This is a genomic window from Pantoea eucrina (assembly GCF_020079945.1).
Classification (GTDB): domain Bacteria; phylum Pseudomonadota; class Gammaproteobacteria; order Enterobacterales; family Enterobacteriaceae; genus Pantoea; species Pantoea eucrina.
Genome location: NZ_CP083448.1, coordinates 1 through 23,549, shown reverse-complemented (window position 1 = coordinate 23,549; position 23,549 = coordinate 1). Strand labels below are relative to the sequence as shown.

Annotated in this window: 21 protein-coding genes; 9 read left to right on the top strand and 12 right to left on the bottom strand. The window is 58.1% G+C overall.

Features of this window, described 5'->3' with window-relative positions; genetic code table 11:
- Positions 1-25 precede the first annotated feature (25 nt).
- The 8 genes from LAC65_RS00105 to LAC65_RS00070 all read left to right on the top strand — a co-directional run bounded on the left by LAC65_RS00105 (position 26) and on the right by LAC65_RS00070 (position 8,673).
- Positions 26-1,021, top strand: coding sequence for a LacI family DNA-binding transcriptional regulator (locus LAC65_RS00105; protein WP_039381555.1), 996 nt, complete (start codon positions 26-28; stop codon positions 1,019-1,021).
- A 61-nt stretch (positions 1,022-1,082) separates the two neighbouring features.
- Positions 1,083-2,108, top strand: a complete 1,026-nt coding sequence (locus tag LAC65_RS00100; RefSeq protein ID WP_039381552.1) for a LacI family DNA-binding transcriptional regulator — start codon at positions 1,083-1,085, stop codon at positions 2,106-2,108.
- Between the two features lie 127 nt (positions 2,109-2,235).
- Entirely contained in the window at positions 2,236-2,982 is a 747-nt protein-coding gene (locus LAC65_RS00095) for a sugar phosphate isomerase/epimerase family protein (RefSeq protein WP_039381548.1), read from the top strand.
- Between the two features lie 10 nt (positions 2,983-2,992).
- On the top strand, positions 2,993-3,940 hold the full coding sequence (locus LAC65_RS00090) for a sugar kinase (RefSeq protein WP_071668244.1): 948 nt from the start codon (positions 2,993-2,995) through the stop codon (positions 3,938-3,940).
- A 93-nt stretch (positions 3,941-4,033) separates the two neighbouring features.
- A complete protein-coding gene (locus LAC65_RS00085) occupies positions 4,034-5,314 on the top strand; it encodes an MFS transporter (RefSeq protein WP_039381542.1) in 1,281 nt (426 codons plus the stop codon).
- Positions 5,315-5,381: 67 nt separating this feature from the next.
- The gene (gene ghrB, locus LAC65_RS00080; RefSeq protein ID WP_039381539.1) at positions 5,382-6,356 is read left to right on the top strand and encodes a glyoxylate/hydroxypyruvate reductase GhrB; all 975 of its coding nucleotides are present in this window, start codon (positions 5,382-5,384) and stop codon (positions 6,354-6,356) included.
- Positions 6,357-6,440: 84 nt separating this feature from the next.
- Positions 6,441-7,727: a valine--pyruvate transaminase gene (locus LAC65_RS00075; protein WP_039381536.1), complete on the top strand. Its 1,287-nt coding sequence runs from the start codon at positions 6,441-6,443 to the stop codon at positions 7,725-7,727.
- Positions 7,728-7,767: 40 nt separating this feature from the next.
- Complete coding sequence (locus tag LAC65_RS00070; protein ID WP_039381533.1) at positions 7,768-8,673, top strand: EamA family transporter; 906 nt, start codon at positions 7,768-7,770, stop codon at positions 8,671-8,673.
- 56 nt (positions 8,674-8,729) lie between these two features.
- On the opposite strand, the gene ibpA is transcribed toward LAC65_RS00070, so the two are convergent.
- Entirely contained in the window at positions 8,730-9,146 is a 417-nt protein-coding gene (gene ibpA, locus LAC65_RS00065; protein WP_039381531.1) for a small heat shock chaperone IbpA, read from the bottom strand.
- 287 nt (positions 9,147-9,433) lie between these two features.
- Between ibpA and LAC65_RS00060 the strand changes: the two genes are divergently transcribed.
- Positions 9,434-9,790 carry a YceK/YidQ family lipoprotein gene (locus LAC65_RS00060; protein ID WP_223811800.1) on the top strand — a complete coding sequence of 119 codons (357 nt, stop codon included), beginning with the start codon at positions 9,434-9,436 and terminating at the stop codon, positions 9,788-9,790.
- Here LAC65_RS00060 and LAC65_RS00055 read toward each other — a convergent pair.
- The 11 genes from LAC65_RS00055 to dnaA form a co-directional block, all read right to left on the bottom strand.
- Positions 9,759-11,030, bottom strand: coding sequence for a YidR family protein (locus LAC65_RS00055; protein WP_039381525.1), 1,272 nt, complete (start codon positions 11,028-11,030; stop codon positions 9,759-9,761). The genes LAC65_RS00060 and LAC65_RS00055 overlap by 32 nt on opposite strands.
- A 101-nt stretch (positions 11,031-11,131) precedes the next feature.
- Positions 11,132-12,424 (bottom strand): MFS transporter, encoded by a 1,293-nt coding sequence (locus LAC65_RS00050; RefSeq protein ID WP_039381522.1) that lies wholly within the window; start codon positions 12,422-12,424, stop codon positions 11,132-11,134.
- 243 nt (positions 12,425-12,667) lie between these two features.
- On the bottom strand, positions 12,668-13,816 hold the full coding sequence (gene dgoD, locus LAC65_RS00045) for a galactonate dehydratase (RefSeq protein WP_039381519.1): 1,149 nt from the start codon (positions 13,814-13,816) through the stop codon (positions 12,668-12,670).
- The gene (locus LAC65_RS00040; RefSeq protein ID WP_039381515.1) at positions 13,813-14,430 is read right to left on the bottom strand and encodes a 2-dehydro-3-deoxy-6-phosphogalactonate aldolase; all 618 of its coding nucleotides are present in this window, start codon (positions 14,428-14,430) and stop codon (positions 13,813-13,815) included. The genes dgoD and LAC65_RS00040 overlap by 4 nt, the downstream gene beginning before the upstream one ends.
- The gene (locus LAC65_RS00035; protein ID WP_039381512.1) at positions 14,414-15,292 is read right to left on the bottom strand and encodes a 2-dehydro-3-deoxygalactonokinase; all 879 of its coding nucleotides are present in this window, start codon (positions 15,290-15,292) and stop codon (positions 14,414-14,416) included. The genes LAC65_RS00040 and LAC65_RS00035 overlap by 17 nt, the downstream gene beginning before the upstream one ends.
- Positions 15,289-15,987: a FadR/GntR family transcriptional regulator gene (locus LAC65_RS00030; RefSeq protein ID WP_039381509.1), complete on the bottom strand. Its 699-nt coding sequence runs from the start codon at positions 15,985-15,987 to the stop codon at positions 15,289-15,291. The genes LAC65_RS00035 and LAC65_RS00030 overlap by 4 nt, the downstream gene beginning before the upstream one ends.
- 361 nt (positions 15,988-16,348) lie before the next feature.
- Positions 16,349-17,158, bottom strand: coding sequence for a sugar-phosphatase (yidA, locus tag LAC65_RS00025; RefSeq protein ID WP_039381505.1), 810 nt, complete (start codon positions 17,156-17,158; stop codon positions 16,349-16,351).
- 194 nt (positions 17,159-17,352) lie between these two features.
- Positions 17,353-19,761, bottom strand: a complete 2,409-nt coding sequence (gyrB, locus tag LAC65_RS00020; RefSeq protein ID WP_039381501.1) for a DNA topoisomerase (ATP-hydrolyzing) subunit B — start codon at positions 19,759-19,761, stop codon at positions 17,353-17,355.
- Positions 19,762-19,778: 17 nt separating this feature from the next.
- Positions 19,779-20,867, bottom strand: coding sequence for a DNA replication/repair protein RecF (gene recF / locus LAC65_RS00015; RefSeq protein WP_039381497.1), 1,089 nt, complete (start codon positions 20,865-20,867; stop codon positions 19,779-19,781).
- Positions 20,868-21,039: 172 nt separating this feature from the next.
- Positions 21,040-22,140 (bottom strand): DNA polymerase III subunit beta, encoded by a 1,101-nt coding sequence (gene dnaN, locus LAC65_RS00010; RefSeq protein WP_039381494.1) that lies wholly within the window; start codon positions 22,138-22,140, stop codon positions 21,040-21,042.
- 5 nt (positions 22,141-22,145) lie between these two features.
- Positions 22,146-23,549, bottom strand: a complete 1,404-nt coding sequence (gene dnaA, locus LAC65_RS00005) for a chromosomal replication initiator protein DnaA (RefSeq protein ID WP_039381492.1) — start codon at positions 23,547-23,549, stop codon at positions 22,146-22,148.

Genomic DNA, 23,549 nt, shown 5'->3' with positions numbered 1-23,549 from the left:
AAAACTCAACCGGTCGGATACGCCCATGTCACTCAAAGCGATCGCTGCCGCCCTTGGCCTCTCTGTTACCACCGTCAGTCGCGCGCTGAACGGCTACGACGACGTGGCGGAATCAACCCGGCAACGCATTCAGGATGAAGCACGCCGTCGCGGTTATCGGCCAAACATTGCGGCACGCCGTCTGAAAACCGGCCGGGCAAACGCCGTCGGGCTGGTATTACCCGTCAGTACCGCCTCGCTTAACGACAGCTACTACAGTGAAATGCTGCTGACGCTGGATCGGTGCCTGGCGCGTCAGGATATCGACCTGCTGCTGCTGCCGGATAAACCGCGCGATCAGCAGCGCAATTTATTGCGCATGCTGCGCAGCGGCGTACTCGATGCGCTGATCGTTACCCATACCACTCCGCACGACGCCCGCCTGGAGCGCCTGCAGCAGAAAGGCTTTCGCTTCCTTACCCTCGGCCGCAGCAAGCTGCCGCAGCCCTACGCCTGGTTTGACTACGATAACTACGCGGGGGCGCAGCTGGCGGCGCGGCACGCTCTGCAGCAGGGGTTGACGCGGCTTGCCTGGCTCGGTACCGATGAGCCGGGCACCTATATCCTCGATCGCCGCCGCGGCTTTCTCGATACGCTGCGGGATGCCGCACAGCCTGCAGAATTTGTTGCGGCACTGCCGCCTACCCGCCGTGCCGGACTGCAGCAGACGCTCGCCTGGCTGCGTCACCCTGCGCCGCCGCAGGCCATTATTACCGACTGCAGCACGCTCGGCGAGGGTGCAGCCATTGCGCTCCAGCAGCAGCAGCGGCTCTCCGGTGCGCGTGCGATCGCGCTCTACGTCTATGACGGTCTGCCCCATGACTCGATTATCGACCATCCGGTTAATGTGATCCTGCAAATCTCTCAGCAGCGCATCGGCGAATGTGTGGCGGAGATGGTGCTGCAGCTGCTGGCAGACAGGCCGGTCACCGAGCTGCAGACACTCTGGCAGCCGGTTTTGCGCCTGGCCGCTGACGCCTGATGATGGCGCGCCGCGCGTGCTGTGATAGTCTTCGCCTGATTTAACTTTTCAGGAATATGCAATGAAAACCAGGCCGCCACGCGCCACAATCAGCGATGTTGCCCGCACGGCAAATACCGGTAAAACCAGTGTTTCCCGCTATCTGAACGGGGAAGAACATCTCCTTTCGCCCGATCTGAAAACCCGTATTGAGCAAGCGATTGACGCGCTGAATTATCGTCCCAGCCAGATGGCCCGCGGCCTGAAGCGTGGCCGTACGCGATTAATTGGCCTGATCATTGCAGATATCACCAATCCCTATTCCGTGGATGTGCTGAGCGGCATTGAAGCAGCCTGCCGCGCCCGCGGATTTACGCTGCTGATGTGTAACACCAACAATGAGGTCGATCTGGAGCAGCACTATCTGCAGCTGCTGAGCAGCTATCAGGTTGAGGGCATCGTGGTTAACGCGGTCGGTATGCATGAAGTGGTACTCAACCGGCTGCAGCAGTCAATGCTGCCAATGGTATTGATCGACCGTAAAATTCCTGAGTTCGCCTGCGATGTTGTCGGGCTGAATAACCAGGAAGCAGCCTGCAACGCCACGCGTCATCTGCTGGATAATGGCTATAACGCCCTGCTGTTTCTCAGCGAACCGCTGGGCAGCGTCAATACCCGCCGCGAACGCCTGCGCGCCTTTTTTGCCACCGCAGGTGCCGCGCCGGACGCCATCGCGGAGAATGCGGAAGTGCCGCTGCACCAGCCAGAACCTCTGGATCGGGCGCTGCTGGACTTTTATCAGCGGCATGCCGGCAGACGCGTTGCCGTGGTAGCTGCCAACGGTGCCCTGACGCTGCAGGTGGCACGGGCGCTCCAGCGCCTGGAGCTGGTCTGGGGTAAAGATATCGGCCTGCTGGGGTTTGATGAACTGGAATGGGCGGCGCTGGCCGGCGTCGGCATTACCACGCTGCGTCAGCCCACCTGGCAGATTGGCTATGCGGCGCTGGAGCAGGTGATCACCCGTATTGACGGCAGCGATGCACCGATACGGGATCAGGTGTTTTCCGGCGAGCTGATCGTGCGCGGGTCGAGCCAGCCGCTGCGCTGATACCGGAACCTGATGCTGACTTCGTGAGCAGGATCATAAATCCGCAGTCTGCGTCTTTCCTTTGGAACCGGTTCCATCTAACGTTTTCTCAACGATTGGGAGGCAGTTTGGTGCCCGGAGAGACGTGATGAGACCAGAAATTATTGTAGTGACCGCCGCCTACGGCGCGCATAAAATTGCCGAGCTTGGCGGGCAGAGCCGCCTGCTGCCGCTGATCAAAGCGGCCGGCGCTGACGGCGTTGAGATTCGCCGCGAGCTGTTCAGCGACATTGAGCTGCAGCAGCTGCCGGAGCTGGGCCAGACGGCGCGTGAGCAGTCGCTGCAGGTCAGCTACTCCGTTCCGGAATCGCTGTGGCTGGCAGATGGCGCACTCAATCCACGGCTGGCACAGTTTTTCCATGAAGCGGAGCAGCTCGGCGCGCAGCGGCTGAAACTCGCTATTGGCCACTTTGTTCAGCTGGCTGACCGGCAGCTGGTAGAGATTCTGGCGTCAACATCCGTGACGCTGGTGATTGAGAACGATCAGACCGCTGACAGTACGCTGGCGCCCATGCTGCGCTTTTTTCACCACGCCTGCGACGCCGCCCTGCCGCTGGATATGACGTTCGATATGGGGAACTGGCTCTGGACCGGCGAGGATGCGCTGCAGGCTGCTCATCAGCTCAGCCGCTACGTCAGCTATGTGCACGTTAAAGCGGCCGTTGCGCATCGCGACACGTTCCGGGCGATCGCCCTTGATGATGCGGATGAGAGCTGGCGCACGCTGCTGCACGCCCTGCCCGCAGATGCACCGCGCGGTATTGAGTTCCCGCTGGAAGGCGGCGATCTGCTGGCGGTAACCCGCCACTATGTTGACCTGCTGCGTGCCGCCTAAGGAGCCTGCCATGACACAACCTTCTCAACTTGATGTCGTCACCATTGGCGAAGCGATGGCGATGTTTATCGCGCAGCAAACCGGCGACCTTGCGGCAGCAGAGCGCTTTATCAAGCGTATTGCCGGCGCCGAACTGAACGTTGCCATCGGTCTGGCGCGTCTTGGCCTGCAGGTTGGCTGGGTCAGCCGCGTCGGGGATGACAGCTTCGGGCGCTTCACGCTGCAGCAGCTGGCAAAAGAGAGCGTTGATCACCGCTGTGTGACCACGGATGCCCGCTACCGTACCGGCTTTCAGCTGAAAGCGCGCGTCGACGACGGCTCCGATCCGGAAGTGGAATATTTCCGCAAAGGATCGGCGGCAAGCCACCTCTCGCCGGACGATTTTAATCCGGACTATTTTGGCAGCGCGCGCCATCTTCATCTGAGCGGCGTGGCCGCTGCGCTCTCTGATTCATCGCTGGCGCTGCTGCACTATGCGGCACAGACAATGCGGGCGCAGGGCAAAAGTATCTCTTTCGATCCCAATCTGCGTCCGGTGCTGTGGCGCAGCGAAGCAGAGATGCGCCAGCAGCTTAATGCGCTGGCAGAGTATGCCGACTGGGTGCTGCCGGGTGAAAAAGAGGGCTATATCCTGACCGGCTATCGCCAGCCGGAAGCGATTGCTGATTTCTACCTCGATAAGGGCGTCAAAGCGGTGGTGATTAAAACCGGCTGCGACGGTGCCTGGTATAAAACGGCACAGGGAGAAAAAGGCGTGGTCGCCCCGGTGCTGGTCGACAACGTGGTGGATACCGTGGGCGCAGGCGACGGCTTTGCCGTGGGCCTGATCAGCGCCCTGCTGGAAGATAAAACGCTGCCGCAGGCGATTCTGCGCGGCAATAAGATCGGATCGCTCGCTATTCAGGTAGCGGGAGACAGTGAAGGCTTACCCACCCGCGCGGCGCTGGGTGATTACTGAGTTACTGCGCCGGCACGATACTACTTACCCTACAACACTATTATTCTGAGGCGCATCCACGGAATGTGCCCGCCTCAACCAGAGGAGTCACGCATGAAATCGCAGACAATCGCGCCAAAACGCTGGTGGTATATCATGCCCATCGTGTTTATCACCTACAGTCTGGCGTATCTGGACCGGGCGAACTTCAGCTTCGCCTCTGCCGCAGGCATTAATGACGATCTCGGCATTACCAAAGGGATGTCATCGCTGCTGGGCGCGCTGTTTTTTCTCGGCTACTTCTTCTTTCAAATCCCCGGTGCTATCTATGCCGAGCGCCGCAGCGTAAAAAAACTGATTTTCTGGTGCCTGATCCTGTGGGGCGGCTGCGCTTCGCTGACCGGAATCGTCAGCAATATTCCGATGCTGGCAGCGATCCGCTTTATCCTCGGCGTGGTGGAAGCGGCCGTGATGCCCGCGATGCTGATCTACATCAGTAACTGGTTTACCAAGTCGGAGCGTTCGCGCGCCAATACCTTTCTGATCCTCGGCAACCCGGTCACCGTACTGTGGATGTCGGTGGTGTCCGGCTATCTGATTAACGCCTTTGGCTGGCGTGAGATGTTCATCATCGAAGGTTTTCCGGCGGTGATCTGGGCTATCGCCTGGTGGTTCCTGGTGCAGGATAAACCGGCGCAGGCAAAATGGATGAGCGATAAGGAAAAAGCCGCGCTGCAGGCGCAGCTGCAGAAAGAGCAGGAAAATATCAAAGCGGTGCGGAACTACAGCGAAGCGTTTCGCAATCGCAACGTCATCATCCTTTGCATGCAGTATTTTGCCTGGAGTATTGGCGTATACGGCTTTGTGCTGTGGCTGCCTTCCATTCTGCGTAACGGCACGCAGATGGGTATGGTGGAAGCGGGCTGGCTCTCAGCGGTGCCTTATCTGGTCGCTACTATCGCCATGGTGGTGGTGTCGTGGGCGTCTGATAAAACGCAGAACCGGAAACTGTTTGTCTGGCCGCTGCTGCTGATTGGCGCACTGGCGTTCCTTGGCTCTTATCTGGTAGGTCCGGGCAATTTCTGGCTCTCCTATGCGCTGCTGGTGATTGCCGGCGGAGCGATGTATGCCCCTTATGGTCCGTTCTTTGCCATCATTCCGGAAATGCTGCCGCGCAACGTTTCGGGTGGTGCCATGGCGCTGATTAACAGCATGGGTGCGCTGGGTTCCTTTATCGGTTCATGGATTGTCGGCTATCTTAATGGAGCAACCGGCAGCCCGGCCGCATCTTATATCTTCATGGGTTCAGCCCTGCTGGTTTCGGTCTGGCTGACGCTGATCGTCAAGCCTGCCGCAAACAAAACGCCGCCGATTCACGGGGCGAAGCACGCCTGAAAGCGTAAGAGATGACTTCTCCGGGCGGCACCTGTCGCCCGTCACCTATTTCTACAGGAAGCGATTCATGAAACCTGCTGTGATCCTCTACAAAAGCCTGCCTGACGATCTGCGCCGCCAGCTCGATACGCATTTTCACGTTACCGAAGTAAAAGATGTTTCACCGGAAACGGTGCGCCAGCATGCGGACGCGTTTGCGCAGGCAGAAGGTATTATCGGTTCCGGCGGCAAAGTCGATGACGCACTGCTGTCGCAGATGCCGGCGCTGCGCGCCTGCTCCACCGTCTCCGTCGGCTATGACAACTTTAACGTTGACGCGCTGAATCAGCGCAAGGTGCTGCTGATGCACACCCCGACGGTCCTGACCGAGACCGTAGCGGATACCATGATGGCGCTGGTACTGAGCACCGCACGCCGCGTAGCCGAGCTGGATAAATGGGTTAAAGAAGGCAACTGGAAAAAGAGCATCGGTCCGGATCTGTTTGGCACCGACGTTCACCACAAAACCATGGGGATTTTAGGCATGGGCCGTATTGGCCTGGCGCTGGCGCAGCGCGCCCATTTCGGTTTTGGTATGAATATTCTCTATAACGCCCGTCGTCAGCATGAAGAAGCGGAGAACCGCTTTCAGGCCCGCGCCTGCGATCTGGAGACGCTGCTGAAAGAAAGCGATTTTGTCTGCATCAGTCTGCCGCTCACCGAACAGACGCACCATATGATTGGTGCCGCGCAGCTGCAGCTGATGAAGCCCGGCGCAATTCTGATCAACGCGGGTCGCGGCCCGGTGGTGGATGAGCAGGCGCTGACGGCAGCGCTGAAAGCGGGCACCCTGCTGGCTGCCGGACTGGACGTTTTTGAGGTAGAACCCGTTCCCGCTGAGGCAGAGATCCTTACCCTGCCAAACGTGGTGGCGCTGCCGCATATTGGTTCAGCCACGCACGAGACGCGCTACGGCATGGCCCGTGATGCGGTTGAAAATCTGATTGCCGCGCTGACCGGTACACCGGATAAAAACTGCGTTAACCCGCAGGTTCTGCGCTGACAGGACCGCTTTAGCCATTGCGCCCGCCGCAGGCGGGCGTTATGGTGGTTTTCTCCATTCGCTTTCACAAAATTTTTACTTCCTATGTCCTTTTCTCAGTTCGGCGACAAATTTACGCAACCCACCGGTATCTCCCGTCTGATGGAAGATATGGGAGAGGGACTGCGCACACCCGGCACCATCATGCTGGGCGGCGGTAACCCGGCACAGATCCCGGCAATGAACGATTATTTTGACCAGCTGCTGCTGCAGATGCATAAAGATGGCACGCTGAGCGAGGCGCTGTGCAACTATGACGGGCCACGCGGAAAGGCGCAGCTGCTGGCATCGCTTGCCACCCTGCTGCGCGAGCAGTTTGGCTGGCCTGTCACGGCGCAAAATATTGCGCTGACCAACGGCAGCCAGAGCGCGTTTTTCTATCTGTTTAATCTGTTTGCCGGACACCGCGCCGACGGCAGTAAAAAGCGCGTGCTGTTTCCGCTGGCGCCGGAATATCTCGGTTACGCTGACGCCGGCCTCGAAGAGGGGCTGTTTGTTTCAGCGAAGCCCACCATCGAGCTGCTGCCAGAAGGGCAGTTTAAATATCATGTCGATTTCGACCATCTGCCGCTGCATGAGGATATCGGGCTGATTTGCGTTTCGCGCCCGACCAATCCGACCGGCAATGTGGTCACTGACGATGAGCTGTTGCAGCTGGATGCGCTGGCACAGCAGCATGGCGTGCCGCTGTTGATCGACAACGCCTACGGCGTGCCCTTCCCCGGTATCATTTTTAGCGAAGCGCGGCCGCTGTGGAATCCCAACACCATTCTCTGCATGAGCCTCTCCAAGCTCGGCCTGCCTGGCGCACGCTGCGGCATCATTATTGCCGATGAAAGCACCATCAGCGCGCTGGGTAATATGAACGGTATTATCAGCCTGGCGCCCGGCAGCATTGGCCCGGCGCTGGCAAACGAAATGATTGTACGCGGCGATCTGCTGCGCCTCTCTGATGAGGTTATCCGGCCATTTTATCAGGCTAAAGTGGCGGAAACGCTGGCGATCCTGCGTCGCTACCTGCCGGAAGATCGCTGTCTGATCCACAAGCCGGAGGGGGCAATTTTCCTCTGGCTCTGGTTTCGCGATCTGCCCATCACCACTGAAGTGCTCTATCAGCGTCTCAAAGCGCGCGGCGTGCTGATGGTGCCGGGCCACTTCTTCTTCCCGGGGCTGGAGCAGGCGTGGCCGCATACGCATCAGTGCATGCGCATGAACTACGTACCGGAAGCGGCAAAAATTGAGCAAGCAGTCCGGATCCTGGCGGAGGAGCTGGAGCGCGCGCTCCGCGAGGCCGAAAGCGTCACCTGCCCCGCAGACGGGAACCAGATTTAACCGCCCGAAACCGGCTACAGCCTGAGAACAGGAAGCCCTTATGTCCGTGAAAGATATGCTGTTAGCGCTGTGCGTCGTTGTGGCGTGGGGCGTCAATTTTGTGGTGATCAAACTCGGGCTGCAGGGCATGCCGCCTTTTCTGCTGGCGGGACTGCGTTTTGCCCTGGTGGCGTTTCCGGCCCTGCTGTTTGTAAAGCGTCCGGCTATTCCGCTGCGCTGGCTGGTCATCTATGGCATGACGATCAGCTTCGGGCAGTTTGCCTTCCTGTTTTTAGCCATCAAGCTTGGCATGCCCGCCGGGGTAGCGTCGCTGGTGCTGCAGGCGCAGGCGTTCTTCACGCTGCTGCTGGGCGCGCTGCTGCTGGCTGAGAAGCTGCGCTGGAATCATATTACCGGCATCGTGATTGCGACCCTGGGGATGTATCTGCTCGCCAGCGCCGGTATGGCGGGCCAGACGGCAGGCGGCATTACCCTGACAACCATGCTGCTGACGCTGGCGGCGGCGGCCTCCTGGGGGCTGGGCAATATCACCAATAAAATCATTCTGCGCAATCACCGCGTACCGGTGATGTCGCTGGTGGTGTGGAGCGCGCTGGTGCCGGTTATTCCCTTTTTCATCTGCTCCTGGTGGTTTGAAGGCAGCGCGCTCATCGTGCACAGCCTGCAGGGCATTTCACTGCAGACTATTCTGGCGCTGATCTATCTGGCTTTCATCGCCACTATCATCGGTTATGGCATCTGGGGCCGGCTGCTGAGCCGCTATGAAACCTGGCGCGTCGCGCCGCTGACGCTGCTGGTGCCGGTGGTGGGGATTATCAGCGCGGCCGTTGTGCTGGATGAAGCGCTGACCGCGCAGGAGCTGCTGGGCGCAGCGGTGATCGTTGCCGGTCTGCTGATCAATGTCTTTGGCGGCCTGCTGAGCCAGCGGCTGCTCTCCCGCGCCTGAATCTGATCAAAAAAAAACGCCGCATTGCTGCGGCGCTTAAGGCTTATGTGATGGCCTTATTTCAGAATTTCAATCCGGCGCGGTTTCGCCTCTTCAGGAACGATGCGCTCCAGATCGATGCTCAGCAGACCGAGTTCGAGACGCGCATCGCGCACCACGATGTGATCGGCCAGCTGGAATTTACGCTCAAAATTGCGCTCGGCGATGCCCTGATAAAGATATTTGCGCTCCGGCTGCTCTTCAGGGTGCGCGCCGCGTACCACCAGCATATTGTCGTGGGCGGTGATATCCAGCTCATTCTGGGCAAAGCCTGCTACCGCAATCGTAATGCGGTAGTGGTTTTCATCCACCAGTTCGACATTGTAAGGAGGGTAGCCTCCGTTCGCCTGGTTCTGATTGGTTTCCAGCAGATTAAACAGACGATCGAAACCGATGGAAGAACGATAAAGTGGAGAGAGATCAAAGTTACGCATAATAAGACTCCTGATAATCAGCAAGTTTTGGCAACCTTCCACTATGGACAGGTTGTCCGGCCTGGCACTGTCCCATGCGGCAACAGTCATACGGCCGTAATGTGAAAATGGGTATGGTAGCGATCTTTTCAAGGGCCACCGGCGTGATTTTTTTGCAGCAAAACCGGTGAGATGACATACACTCAGGAAACCCTGCACCTGCACTGAAAACAGAGCCAGAGAGCGCTGATAACGTCAGGTGACATATTGCTGCCAGGGATGCAGCCATGACTGAAGGGATGATGACAATGAAGATGATAAAACGTTTTCCGCTGACCGGCCTGCTGGTGTGCTGTGTGATAACCACCTCCGGCTGCTCCAGCATGATGTCGCACTCCGGCGGCAGTCAGGGTTACTATCCTGGCACCCGCGCCAGTGCCAAAATGCTGACTGATGATGACACGGGCTGGGTGCTGAAGCCGCTGGCGCTGATCGATCTGCCCTTCTCTGCCGTGCTGGATACGCTGCTGCTGCCGTGGGACTACTTCCACGCCGGTGAGGACAAACGCAGCTCCTCACCGCGCGAACGCGTGCTGCAAAGTGAAAGAGAGGCCAATACCCAGGCGAGCCTCGCTACGGCTGCTGCGATGCCGGCGTCGCACTGACGCAGAACAGCTGGCGCCAGCCCTCCACTTCACGCATATAGGCGATCTGTTTTCCGTCCGGCGACCAGACCACTGCGTCGCCGCTCAGCGCGGCGGCAGTGACCGGCGTCAGTGGCGTACAGCGACCGTCTGCCATTTCGCAGCGCATTACGCGGTCGGCACAGATAAAGGCGACGGCATCACCCTGCGGATGCCAGCTGAACGCAGACTGGATACTGCTGCTGAGCCGGGTGATCTGCCGCGGCTCACCGCCGTTGGGCGACACGCTCCAGAGCTGAATAATGTCCTGCTCATCGGCCAGCAGAAAGGCAATCGCGCTGCCGTCTGGCGCCGCGCGCAGCCAGTGACGCGGCTGCAGCGCCAGACCCCGGGTATGCGTCAGCCGCTGCTGCTGCACCCCTGCCGGCGGTGCCGGCATCCGGGTATCGCTGCCCTCCAGCGGCGAGCTGCCGGGACGGGCGTAATCAGCCAGCGCGTCCGGTAAATCCACGATAAACACCTCCGGCACCTTCTGCCCGCTGGCGCTGCGCGTGTCGCCGATAAAGGCGATAGCCCAGCGCTGCCAGCTGCCGTCAGCTTTCTGATAGCCGCGATCGCCAATCCAGCACTCTTCATAAGCGCGATCGATTGCATCGCTGCCGGGCTGCGGGTCGCGCTGCGTCTGGCTGATCAGCACGCAGTAGTGGCTGCCATCATACTCACGCGGATGTTTTTCAGCCGGACAGACCGGATGCAGCGGCACGGCCACGCCGACGTTGCGCAGATCCTCGCGGCTGTCGCGCTCATGCATCACATGATCGTTGTAAGTAAAGCTGAGGCGGGTGCCGTCCGGGCTAAAGACATGCACATGCGATCCGCCGCGCAGCGCGCCCGGCGTATAGGGCGCGGTAATATCGCAGGCGTCCAGCGTCTCCGCATGGCCATTCTGCACGATCACGCCACGGCGATGGTGAAAATCGTAATGCCAGTGCGCATCAGGATGTTCCGGGCCATGAATAAAGACGTAGCGCGGCGGCAGGTCGGGGCTTACGGTCACCACCCCAACGTGAGCCCCGTCGCGCGCCTGATAGAGAAGCTCAACGGCGCCCGTAAAGACGTTAACCCGCTCAATGGTCAGGCCGGTAAAAGAGGCGCCGGAGGGGCGCACATCAAACGCCAGCCACTGGCTGTCGGCGGTCCAGACGTTGATATTGGTCAGCTGGTGATGACGCTGCGCAAAGGTAAGCTGTTTTTCTGACATGGGACGCTCTGACAAATAACCGATGCTGATACGGTACGCGATTCCCTGCCGGGGTGCAGCAGTTTTGCGGGGATGCGCGCTTCCATGCGCGCCTCGTCGGATCAGCCAACGCGTTTCACGTCGCCGACCAGCAGAATGTAGGAGAGTGCGCCCACCAGCGCCACGGCGGAGATATACACCAGAGCCGGAGCAAAGCCATAATCCTGCGCCAGATAACCGACCACCAGCGGAACCGTAATACCGCCAAGTCCGCCGATAAAGTTGAACATGCCGCCGGTCAGACCAATCAGACGAACCGGTGCCAGCGATGATACCAGTGACCAGGTGATTGAGGCGAAACCGTTACCGAAGAACGCCAGCGCCATCAGCACCATAATCCACACGGGATCATTGGTGTAGTTAGCACCCATGATGCAGGTAGAGATCAGCAGACCGCAGATGATCGGCGTTTTGCGTGCGAAGCCGATTGAGCGTCCGCTGCGCACCAGCCTGTCGGCCACGATACCAGACAGGATCACGCCGAAAAAGGCGGCCAGAAACGGTACGGTTGTCATGAAACCGGCGGTTAATGCGGCAATATGCTTTTCCTGGGTCAGGTAGTTAGGGAACCATGTCAGGAAGAACCACAGCGTTGAGGTCACCGCAAACTGACCAAGGTACACGCCGCACAGTTTACGGTGGAACACCAGTTTCCAGTCGGCAGCTGTAAGCCGGGTGCGTGCTTTTTTCTCTGACGGCGCATCACCGTCAACCATTGCGCCACCTTCGCGAATATAGTCCAGCTCGGCCTGATTGATCCCTTTGCTGTGTCTGGGTGCCCGGTACACTTTGATCCACACCAGCGACCAGACGATGCCAATTCCGCCGGTAATGATAAACACCCAGTGCCAGCTGAGCAGCTCTTGGATCCAGATCAGCAGCGGCGTCAGGAATGCCAGTCCGACAAACTGTCCGGAGGTGTAGAAGCCAACGGCAGACGCACGCTCCTGCTCCGGAAACCAGCTGGTTACCAGGCGATTATTTGTCGGGAATGCCGGCGCCTCAAATACACCGGTAACCGCACGTAAGCTAATCAGCGATAATAAGCCCGTGGCAAATCCCTGAAATAATGTCGCCACCGACCAGCCGAGGATGGCAATAAAATAGGTCAGCCGCGAACCCACGCGATCGAGAAACCAGCCTCCCGGGATCTGGCAGAGCGTATATAGCCAGGCAAAGGCGGAAAAAATATAGCCCATTTCCGCTTTGGTAATGCCAAACTCCTCCTGAATATGGGCTGAGGCTACCGCTAAATTAGCGCGGTCCACATAACAAATAACCACGGTAATAAAGATCATTAACAGCGTAATATAACGCCGCCGCGTTGGTCTGGCCTGAACAGCAGAGAGATCCATGGTGTTTCTCCGTCATGATGTTGTTCGCAGGGCGCAGCAAGGCGCACCGCAAACAATGCAGGGTAAGATAGTCAGATGTAATCCGCCGTAGCGGTAAATATGCCGTGCCGTCAGTAAGGCTGAGGGGTAGCCTGAGCCTTATTTATCCGGCATTTTTTTAAAATATTTATAAATTTTCAACAGCCTGAATAATCCGGCCTGACGCAGGGTGATTATTTTAGTCAGTCACCCGCAGAGCAGCGATCACCATTCAGCCACAGAGCCGTCCGGGAAGCGCCATAGCGGATTACGCCAGTCCGGCGCATTTTTACTGCGCTCAATCACCAGCTCTTCGTTAATTTCCACGCCAAGGCCTGGTTTATTCGACGGATAAAAGTGGCCATCATCCATTTTAAAATCGTCTTTATTAATAACGTAATCGAGCAGTTCGGCACCCTGATTGTAGTGAATACCCATGCTCTGCTCCTGGAATACCGCATTACGCGATACGAAGTCGACATGCAGACAGGCCGCGAGCGCAATCGGGCCCAGCGGACAGTGCGGCGCCAGCGCAACATCATACGACTCGGCCATGGCGGCAATTTTGTAGCATTCGGTGATACCGCCAGCGTGCGACAGATCGGGCTGGAGAATGGCCAGCCCGCCCGCTTCCAGCACGCGTTTGAACTCAAACCGCGAGAACATCCGCTCACCGGCAGCGATCGGCAGGTGAGTCTGTGCAGCCAGGCGCGGATAGTATTCCGCCTGCTCGGCCAGCACCGGCTCTTCAATGAACAGCGGACGATAGGGCTCCAGCTCTTTGATCAGCACTTTTGCCATCGGCGCGCTGACGCGGCCGTGGAAATCGAGGCCAAACTCAATCTCGCTGCCGAACGCTTCGCGGATTTGCGCCACGGTATTGACCGCCGCGTCGACTTTGCGCGAGTTATCGATAATGCCCATCTCTTCGCAGCCGTTGAGCTTGAAGGTATCAAACCCGATGGCGCGCAGTTTCTGAATGCCATCGATGACCTCCGCCGGCCGGTCGCCGCCTACCCAGCTATACGCTTTGATACTGTCGCGTACCAGACCGCCCAGCAGCTGATATACCGGTACGCCAAGCGCTTTGCCTTTGATATCCCACAGCGCCTGATCGATGCCGGCAATGGCACTCATCAGAATCGGACCACCGCGGTAAAAGCCGCCGCGGTACATCACCTGCCATAAGTCGTTGATGCGCGCCGGATCCTGCCCGACCAGATACTCTGACAGCTCATGCACCGCTGCTTCGACGCTGCGGGCGCGTCCTTCAATTACCGGTTCACCCCAGCCGGTGATGCCCTCGTCGGTTTCGATTTTCAGGAACATCCAGCGCGGCGGCAGACGATACGTCGTGAGTCGGGTAATTTTCATTGTACAGCGTCCTTGTAAGCAGCAATAAATGCGCGGGCCTTCTCTGCCGTGCGTGACAGCGGCTGGCCGGCGCGATAGAGATCGCTGCCCAGACCGGCGCCGATGCAGCCTGCAGCCATAAATTCATGCAGATTTTCGGGTGTAACGCCGCCAACGGCAAACACCGGGACTTCCGGCGGCAGGACCGCTTTCAGCGCTTTGATATAGCCGGGGCCAAAGGCTGAAGAGGGGAAAATTTTCAGCGCCTGCGCCCCCGCCTTTAAAGCGGTAAAGGCTTCTGAAGCGGTAGCACAGCCGGCTGCAACAATCATGCCCTGCGCGACCGCCTGACGAATCACGTCCGCATCCGTATTGGGCGTGACCACCAGCCTGCTGTTCAGCGTGGCCAGCCTGTCGACCTGTGCCGTTTCCAGCACCGTTCCTGCGCCAATCAGCGCGCTATCGCCAAACGTTGCCACCATCGCCCCGATGCTTTGCGCCCAGTCGGGCGAATTCAGCGGAATTTCGATGGCATCAAAGCCAGCCTCAATGAGCGCACCGACGTGCGCTTCAGCTTCATCCGGTGTTATGCCGCGCAGAATAGCAATCAGCGGCAGTTTAGTGGGCCAGGACATTCGCAATACTCCTCATTCCATGCTGGAATGCAACATCGCCTTCCAGCGTAACTGAATCCCGGTTAATAAACGTCAGCGCCTGCTGATAACGCTGCGCCAGCGTGTGGCCGCCAATAATGGCGATCGGCTGTGGTGACGCATCCATGCGCTGCGTCATCAGCGCCACTTCATGACCGATTAACAGGCCGGAAAGAAACTCACTGACATGACGGCGATCGCGGGCGCCCAGCACATGCGCCGCGCGCACTTCAAACAGGCGGGCAATAACAGACGCATCCTGACACCCTCTTTCCACCCCCTGCATAAATGCCGCCTGAGAGGTCTCCTGTTCGGGCAGACCGGCGCCAATCAGCGACTGCTGCAGCAGTAAATGGTGCAGCTCACCGGTCATGACCGTATGAAAGTCCAGCACCCGATCCTGTTCCAGCTGAACCCATTTGGCATGCGTGCCGGGCATTACACACAGCGCTACCGGCTGCAGCGTTAACGCACCCAGCAGCTGCGTCTCTTCACCGCGCATCACGTTGTAGTTATCATCACGTTCAACGCTTAGTCCCGGCACAATCCATGCTTTTTGCTCCACACGCGTCAGGTGAGCGTGCAGCGCATTCAGGCTGGCCGGACAGGGCAGATAGGGGACCGACAGCCAGCCGGCATTGCTGCCGACCATGCCGGCCATGATCACCGGCACCTCATCTACAGGCCAGCCAGCGGTGACGCTGGCAAAGACCTGCGCTGGCGTCTGCCCGCCGAGGCGCGTGATGCCGGCGGGGGAGCGGCGTTCATCAACGCAGACGCCCTGCTGATAATGCCAGGCGCGTAAATTCGTTGAGCCCCAGTCAATAGCGATATAGCTGGTCACAAAATCTCTCTCAGTCGGGCCGTGGAGCTGGCAATCATCGCTTTTGCTGCACGTTCCGCGGCGTCACTATCCTGATGACGAATAGCGTCGTACAGCGCTTTATGTTCAGCTAATGTGCGCGGCATATTGCCGGCGTCCGCCATGTACGTCTGCGCAAACACCGCTTTCTGGAGCTGGCTTATCGCGACGTTAAGCTGCTGCAGCACCGGATTATGTACCGAGCCCATCACCGCTTCGTGATAGCGAATATCCGCGTCGTTAAACGCTTCGCGATCGAGATGGTTTGCCACCATATCGTTATAGGCCTGTTCGATAGCGGCCAGATCGGTTGAGGTCGCCCGCTCGGCTGACCAGCGCGCAATCTGCGGCTCAACCAGCACGCGCACTTCGTTCATGGCGGCAATCAGGCGCGGATCCTGATCGTGCGCCAGCGCCCACTGCAATACATCACTATCGAGATAATTCCACTGATTGCGCGGGGTCACGAACGCACCGCGGTAACGCTTCATCTCCATCAGGCGCTTTGCGATCAGCGCACGATAAACCTCACGGATGATGTTGCGTGAGGTCCCGAATTGTTCGCACAGCTCTGCTTCTGCGGGCAGCGCCGCACCCGGCACATACTTACCGGCGACAATCTCTTCACCCAGCGTATGGATAATGCGCTCTGTTTTGCTCAGCTGTTGTTGTGTCATGGGAGTCCGGTATATGAAGGGCATCAGCCCGTCAGATTACTGCGTTCCTGGTTTGAAACCTAACGGCTGCCTGAGCCATTGCGGACGATTGTAGTACTACATATGTATCTCGTACTACAATTCAGATCACAAAACAGACAATCGATGCGGATTTTACCGATCGGCAGGCCCTGCCGGCTCGTCATGACGCGCACAGCGTCAGCGTTTAACCACGCCTGAAGCGCGCGGCTGGTCTGAGAAGGAGGTGATGCCGGTGCGGCAGGCCATACGACCTTCCACAACCGGCACAGAGATACCGCGGTGAGGGGGATTATCTGCGGGGCTCCCGCAGCGTGCCGGGAATCATATAAACGTGCTGGGGTTACAGCACCAGCTCTTCGATAGCGTGCGCAACGCCATCTTCCATATTGGTTTTAGTCACGAACTGAGCGATCTTTTTCACTGAGTCGATGGCATTACCCATCGCCACGCCGGTGCCGGCATACTCAATCATCGCCAGATCGTTCTCCTGATCGCCAATCGCCATCACTTCTGACTGCTGCAGGCCGAGTTTTTCCGCCAGCATCTTCACGCCATAGCCTTTGTTCACCAGCGGGTTGAGGATCTCCAGAAAATAAGGCGCGCTTTTCAGGACGGTGTAGCTCTCCTGCATGCGCGCTGGCAGCCTGGCAATCGCTTTATCCAGCAGCGCCGGCTTATCGATCATCATAATTTTCGGGAAGCGCGTCGCCGGATCCATCTCTTCAACCGCACGATAGCGCACCGGAATGCCGGTCAGGCTGGCTTCATGGATGGTGTATTCGCTGATGTCTTTATTGGGGGTATAGAGGGACGATTTGTCGAACGCCTGAAAATGCACGCCGAGTTCGCGCGCCAGCTGCTCAAGATAGAGGTAATCATCAAAGCTCAGCGTTTTCTCAGCCACCACGTCACCGCTATCGGCCTTATGCGCCAGCGCTCCGTTATTGCTGATGCAGTACTGACCCGGCTGGCGCAGATCCAGCTCCATCAGATAGCGCTCAACGCCGACAAACGGGCGGCCGGTCGCCAGCACAATCGACACGCCCTTGTCGCGCGCGCGCCCAATCGCTGTTTTTACCGCCGGAGTGATTTCGTGCTGCGGATTCAGCAGCGTGCCGTCCATATCGATCGCAATCAGTTTTATCGCCATAACGTCCTCGGTTAATTCAGGGTCTGACTTTCATGCTAGCGCGATTCAGCTCTCATTGACCAGTTTATCGGCGCGGCGGATCGCAGATGCGGTGGGCGGCAGGCTGAGCCTGGTGGTTGAGATGCCGGATGGTGCAGGAGAAAGGACTTTGCGGATATAAAAAACCCCTCCCGGGCGGGAGGGGTCAGAGCGTATCAGATATCGATGTTAGCGGCTTTCAGCGCGTTCTCTTCGATAAAGGCGCGACGCGGCTCCACCGCATCGCCCATCAGCGTGGTGAAGAGCTGATCGGCAGCAATCGCATCCCTGATGGTGACGCGCAGCATACGGCGGCTGTCCGGATCCATGGTGGTTTCCCACAGCTGCTCCGGGTTCATCTCGCCCAGCCCTTTATAGCGCTGAATGGAGAGACCGCGGCGTGACTCTTTCACCAGCCACTCAATCGCCTGCTCGAAGCTGGCAACCGGCTGACGACGTTCGCCACGCTCGATATAGGCGTCCTCTTCAATCAGGCCGCGCAGCTGCTCGCCCAGCGCACAGATTTTGCGATACTCCGGGCCACCGATAAACTCGCTATCCAGCGGGTAGTCGGTATCCACACCGTGGGTGCGCACACGCAGTACCGGCTCAGCCAGCTGCAGCTCACGGTTTTCGCGTACCTGTGCCACATAGGTGCTGCCGTGTGCTTCACGCTCGTTAAGATACGCCACCAGCGTCTCCAGCCAGCTGCTGACGGCGGCGGTATCATCCAGCCCTGCCAGCGTTGGATGGTAAACCAGCGCATTAAGCAGGGCTGCCGGGAAGCGACGCTCCATGCGTTTGATCATCTTCTGCGTACTGTTGTACTCCGCGACCAGGCTTTCCAGCGGCTCACCGCCCAGCGCCGGTGCGCTGGCGTTGGTGTGCAGCGTAGCGCCGTCCAGCGCGATGGCGATCTGATACTGATCCATCGCGTCGGTGTCTTTAATATACTGTTCCTGCTTGCCTTTTTTCACTTTAAACAGCGGCGGCTGCGCAATGTAAACGTGGCCGCGCTCAATGATTTCCGGCATCTGACGGTAGAAGAAGGTCAGCAGCAGCGTACGGATATGTGAGCCATCGACGTCCGCATCGGTCATGATAATGATGCTGTGATAGCGCAGCTTATCCGGGTTGTACTCATCGCGGCCGATACCGCAGCCCAGCGCGGTGATCAGCGTGGCGACTTCCTGCGAAGAGAGCATTTTATCGAAACGCGCTTTCTCTACGTTGAGGATTTTACCCTTCAGCGGCAGAATCGCCTGGTTTTTACGGTTACGCCCCTGCTTCGCCGATCCGCCTGCAGAGTCACCCTCCACCAGGTAGATTTCAGAGAGCGCCGGATCGCGCTCCTGACAGTCTGCCAGCTTGCCCGGCAGGCCGGCCAGATCCAGCGCGCCTTTGCGGCGGGTCATCTCACGCGCACGGCGTGCTGCTTCGCGCGCGCGCGCCGCATCGATGATTTTGCCTACCACAATTTTTGCATCCGCCGGGTTTTCCAGCAGGTATTCGCTCAGCAGCTCATTCATCTGCTGCTCTACCGCCGATTTTACTTCGGAGGAGACCAGCTTATCTTTGGTCTGCGAGGAGAACTTCGGATCCGGCACTTTCACGGAAACCACGGCAATCAGGCCTTCACGCGCATCGTCACCGGTGGCGCTGACTTTGGCTTTTTTGCTGTAGCCCTCTTTATCCATATAGGCATTGAGCGTGCGCGTCATCGCCGCACGGAAACCAGCGAGATGCGTCCCGCCGTCGCGCTGCGGAATGTTATTGGTAAAGCAGTAGATGTTTTCCTGGAAACCATCGTTCCACTGCAGCGCCACTTCCACACCGATGCCATCTTTCTCGGTAGAGAAATAGAATACGTTAGGGTGAATCGGGTTTTTGTTGCGGTTCAGATACTCCACAAACGCCCTGATGCCGCCTTCATAGTGGTAGTGATCGCTCTTGTCATCACGCTTATCCTGCAGGCGAATAGAGACGCCGGAGTTCAGGAACGACAGCTCACGCAGGCGTTTGGCAAGAATCTCATATTCAAAATCGGTGACGTTGGTAAAGGTCTCGTGGCTTGGCCAGAAGCGTACGCGCGTACCGGTCGTCTCGGTATCGCCGGTAACCGCCAGCGGCGCCTGCGGCACGCCGTGCACGTAGGTCTGCTGATGCACTTTGCCGTCGCGACGAATGGTCAGCTCCAGCTTCTGCGACAGGGCATTAACCACGGAAACGCCAACGCCGTGCAGGCCGCCCGACACTTTGTAAGAGTTGTCATCAAACTTACCGCCGGCGTGCAGAACGGTCATGATCACTTCCGCCGCCGAGACACCCTCTTCCGGGTGAATACCGGTTGGAATACCGCGCCCGTCATCCTGCACCGACACGGAGTTATCCGCGTGGATAGTGACCACGATGTCACTGCAGTGTCCGGCGAGCGCTTCGTCGATGGCGTTATCCACGACCTCGAATACCATGTGATGCAGACCGGTGCCGTCATCCGTATCGCCGATATACATACCCGGGCGTTTGCGTACCGCATCAAGCCCTTTCAGGACTTTGATACTTGAGGAGTCATAAGAATTCGACATCAACGTTTCTCGCTCATTTAATCTTCAGGTTGAACCGCTATTTTACCCTGTTCCACGCGGAACATCTTGCCCTTTTCGTCGCTCATATCGATTACATGCTCTGTGCCAATAGCACTGACAAACACCTGAGCCTGCGTGGCTTTCAGCCGCTCAGCCAGCAGTCGCCGGCGCGTGTCATCCAGCTCGGATGCGAAGTCATCAATCAGGTATAAACAGCGACGTCCGCTGCTGCGCGTCAGGTACTCACCCTGCGCTAAACGCAGGGCGCACATCAGCAGCTTCAGCTGTCCGCGTGAGAGTAAATCTTCTACCGGCGTCCCTTCAGCACGAATGCGGAAATCCGCTTTGTGCGGGCCGCCGGCGGTGTAGGTAAGCGCGCGATCGCGCTCAAAATTGCGCTCCAGCAGATCGCCATAGTCGCTCTCTTTATCCCAGCCGCGCTGGAAAGAGAATGACAGGGCAAACTCAGGCAAAAACTGGCTGCAGGTCGCGGTGATCTCACTGGCGATGGCCGCGCTGTACTCCGCGCGCCAGGCGCTGATCTGCGCGGCCAGCGGCACCAGCTCCTGATCCCACGGACGAATCTGGCTGTAGCGTGAGGCCTGACGCAGCGCCGCGTTACGCTGCTTCAGCAGGCGACGCAGGTTGCTCCAGGCGATAAAAAAACCGGGATAAGCATGAAAACAGCCCCAGTCGATATAGGCTCTGCGGTATTTGGGGCCGCCGTTGAGCAATGTAAACCCCTCAGGCGTAATCAGCTGCATCGGCAGCAGCTGCGCCAGCTCGGCCACTTTATGCCCGTCGCTGCCGTCAATCCGCACCTTGCTGTCGCCGGCGCGGTTTTTGGTCAGCCCCACCGCCAGCGCGCGTTCACCGCCGCCATCAATACGCCCGTGCAGGACAAACGCCTCCTGCTCGTGACGGATCACCCGCCCCGCCTGCAGGCTGCGAAACGCCCGTCCGTGACCCAGCGTATAAATCGCCTCCAGCACGCTGGTTTTACCGCTGCCGTTGGCGCCGACAAGAAAGTTAAAGCCGGGTGCGAGGTCCAGGTCAGCCTGCTCAATATTACGAAAATCTTTAATCAGAAGGCGGGTTAAAGCCATGAACGAATCCAGCCAGAAGGGAATAGCCTAACGTTAACAATGCGGGCCGTTGGCGGCGCAGGCAGTCTGGTCACGGCCAGCGCGCAGATCCTGGGAGCATACTGAAGTATGTGACCAGGGGCGAGCACTGCCCGGGACCAGAATGGCAAGTAAGCCAGGCCGATATTTTCTGCTACAAGCGCATCGGCATGACGACGTATGCCGCAGCTGGACTGGCTACGTCTTCAATCTGTACGCTGGAAACAGAGTCGGTAAGCAGCAGACGGACGTTCTCGCACTTCAGCGCATTCAGCACATCCAGTACGTAGCTGACGTTAAAGCCAATCTCCAGCTCGGTGCCGCTATAAGAGACATCCAGCATTTCTTCCGCCTCTTCCTGCTCCGGGTTGTTTGCCGTGATTTTCAGCTGATTTTCAGTGATGTAGATGCGTACGCCGCGGAATTTCTCATTGGACAAAATAGCCGCACGGGCAAACGCCTGCTTGAGCAGATCGCAGCCCGCCTCCAGCGCCTTGTCCGGATTTTTGGGCAGAACGCGCCGGTAGTCAGGAAAACGACCATCCACCAGCTTAGAGGTGAAGATGAAATCGCCTACGTGCGCCCGAATGTTGCTGCTGCCAATCTGCACGCGCAGCGGGTTCTCACCGCCGTCCAGCAGGCGGACCAGCTCAATGACCCCTTTACGCGGTACGATCACAGAATGGTTTGGCAGCGCCTGACCAATCGGCATGGCGCAGACCGCCAGACGGTGACCGTCGGTTGCAACGGTACGCAGCTCTTCACCTTCGGTCTCAAACAGCATACCGTTAAGGTAGTAACGTACATCCTGATGCGCCATTGAAAACTGCGTGGCTTCAATCAGCCGCTTCAGAGTGGCCTGCGGCAGCGTAAATTCAACCTCGCTTTGCCAGTCATCCAGGTTAGGAAAATCGCTGGCAGGCAGCGTTGACAGTGAAAAACGACTGCGCCCGGAACGTACCAGCATGCGATCGCCTTCCAGCGTAACGCTGATTTCAGCGCCTTCCGGCAGGCCACGGCAGATATCAAGGAATTTACGCGCCGGCACCGTGGTAGCGCCAGGCTCGTGGGCCTGATTCAGCGCCACGCGCGCTACCATTTCCATTTCCAGATCGGTTCCGGTCAGCAACAACGACCCTTCATTTACCTGCAGCAGCAAATTTCCGAGGATCGGCAGCGTCGGACGTCCGCCAAGCGGACCACTTACCTGTTGCAGGGGTTTCAGCAACTGCTCACGTTCAACAATAAATTTCATATGCGTCAGGAAGATAATGTTCGGATAAGGTTAGAGAAATCTTCTTTGATGTCGTGGCTCTCTTCACGCAGCTGCTCGATTTTTCGGCAGGCGTGCAGCACGGTGGTATGGTCCCGGCCACCAAACGCATCGCCAATTTCTGGCAGACTATGGTTGGTCAGCTCTTTTGCCATCGCCATCGCCATTTGACGCGGCCGCGCCACAGAGCGCGACCGGCGTTTCGACAGCAAATCCGCCACTTTGATTTTGTAATATTCCGCTACGGTTTTCTGAATGTTGTCGATAGTAACCAGCTTCTCCTGCAGCGCCAGCAAATCGCGCAGCGCTTCACGCACGAAATCGATGGTAATGGCGCGTCCGGTAAAGTTTGCATTCGCGATCACGCGGTTCAGCGCCCCTTCAAGCTCACGCACGTTGGAACGCAGACGTTTGGCAATGAAGAAAGCGACTTCACCCGGCAGGCGGATATCGTTCTCATCTGCTTTTTTCATCAGAATGGCCACGCGCGTTTCCAGTTCAGGCGGCTCAATGGCTACGGTCAGACCCCAGCCAAAGCGTGACTTGAGACGATCTTCCACGCCGTTAATCTCTTTAGGATAACGGTCAGAGGTGAGAATGATCTGCTGATTGCCTTCCAGCAGCGCGTTGAAGGTGTGAAAAAACTCCTCCTGCGAGCGCTCTTTATTGGCAAAGAACTGAATATCATCGATCAGCAGCGCGTCCACGGAACGGTAGTAGCGTTTGAACTCTTCAATCGCATTGTTCTGCAGCGCTTTTACCATGTCCTGCACAAACCGCTCTGAGTGCATGTAGACCACTTTGGCGTTGGGTTTACGGGCAATAATGCCATTACCGACCGCATGCAGCAGGTGCGTTTTACCCAGACCCGTGCCGCCATAAAGGAACAGCGGGTTGTAGGCACCACCAGGATTATCTGCCACCTGGCGTGCCGCCGCGCGCGCCAGCTGGTTTGATTTACCCTCAACAAAGTTGTCGAAGTTATGGCGGTTGTTCACGTTCGAGCGATAGGTCACGTCCGCAGGTGCCGGCACTGAATCCCAGCTCGGACGCAGCAGCTGTGCCGGTGCCGGACGGGTTTCCACCGGTGCCGGCGCGCTGACGGTGCTGGTCATAACCGGCTGTGCAGCAGCAACCTGCGCCACAGGACGCGTACCCACTTCAAATCGCAGCAACGGCACATTTGCGCCGCAGAATTCGTTCAGCAGCCCATTAATACTGTTGAGGTATTTATCCCGAACCCAGTCGAGTACAAACCGATTTGGTGCATACAAGGCCAGCGTATTGTCGTTTAATTCAGCCTGCAGTGGACGGATCCACATGCTGAATTCGGTGGCAGGTAATTCATCCTGCAAACGGGCAAGACACTGTTGCCAAAGCGTAAGTGACAC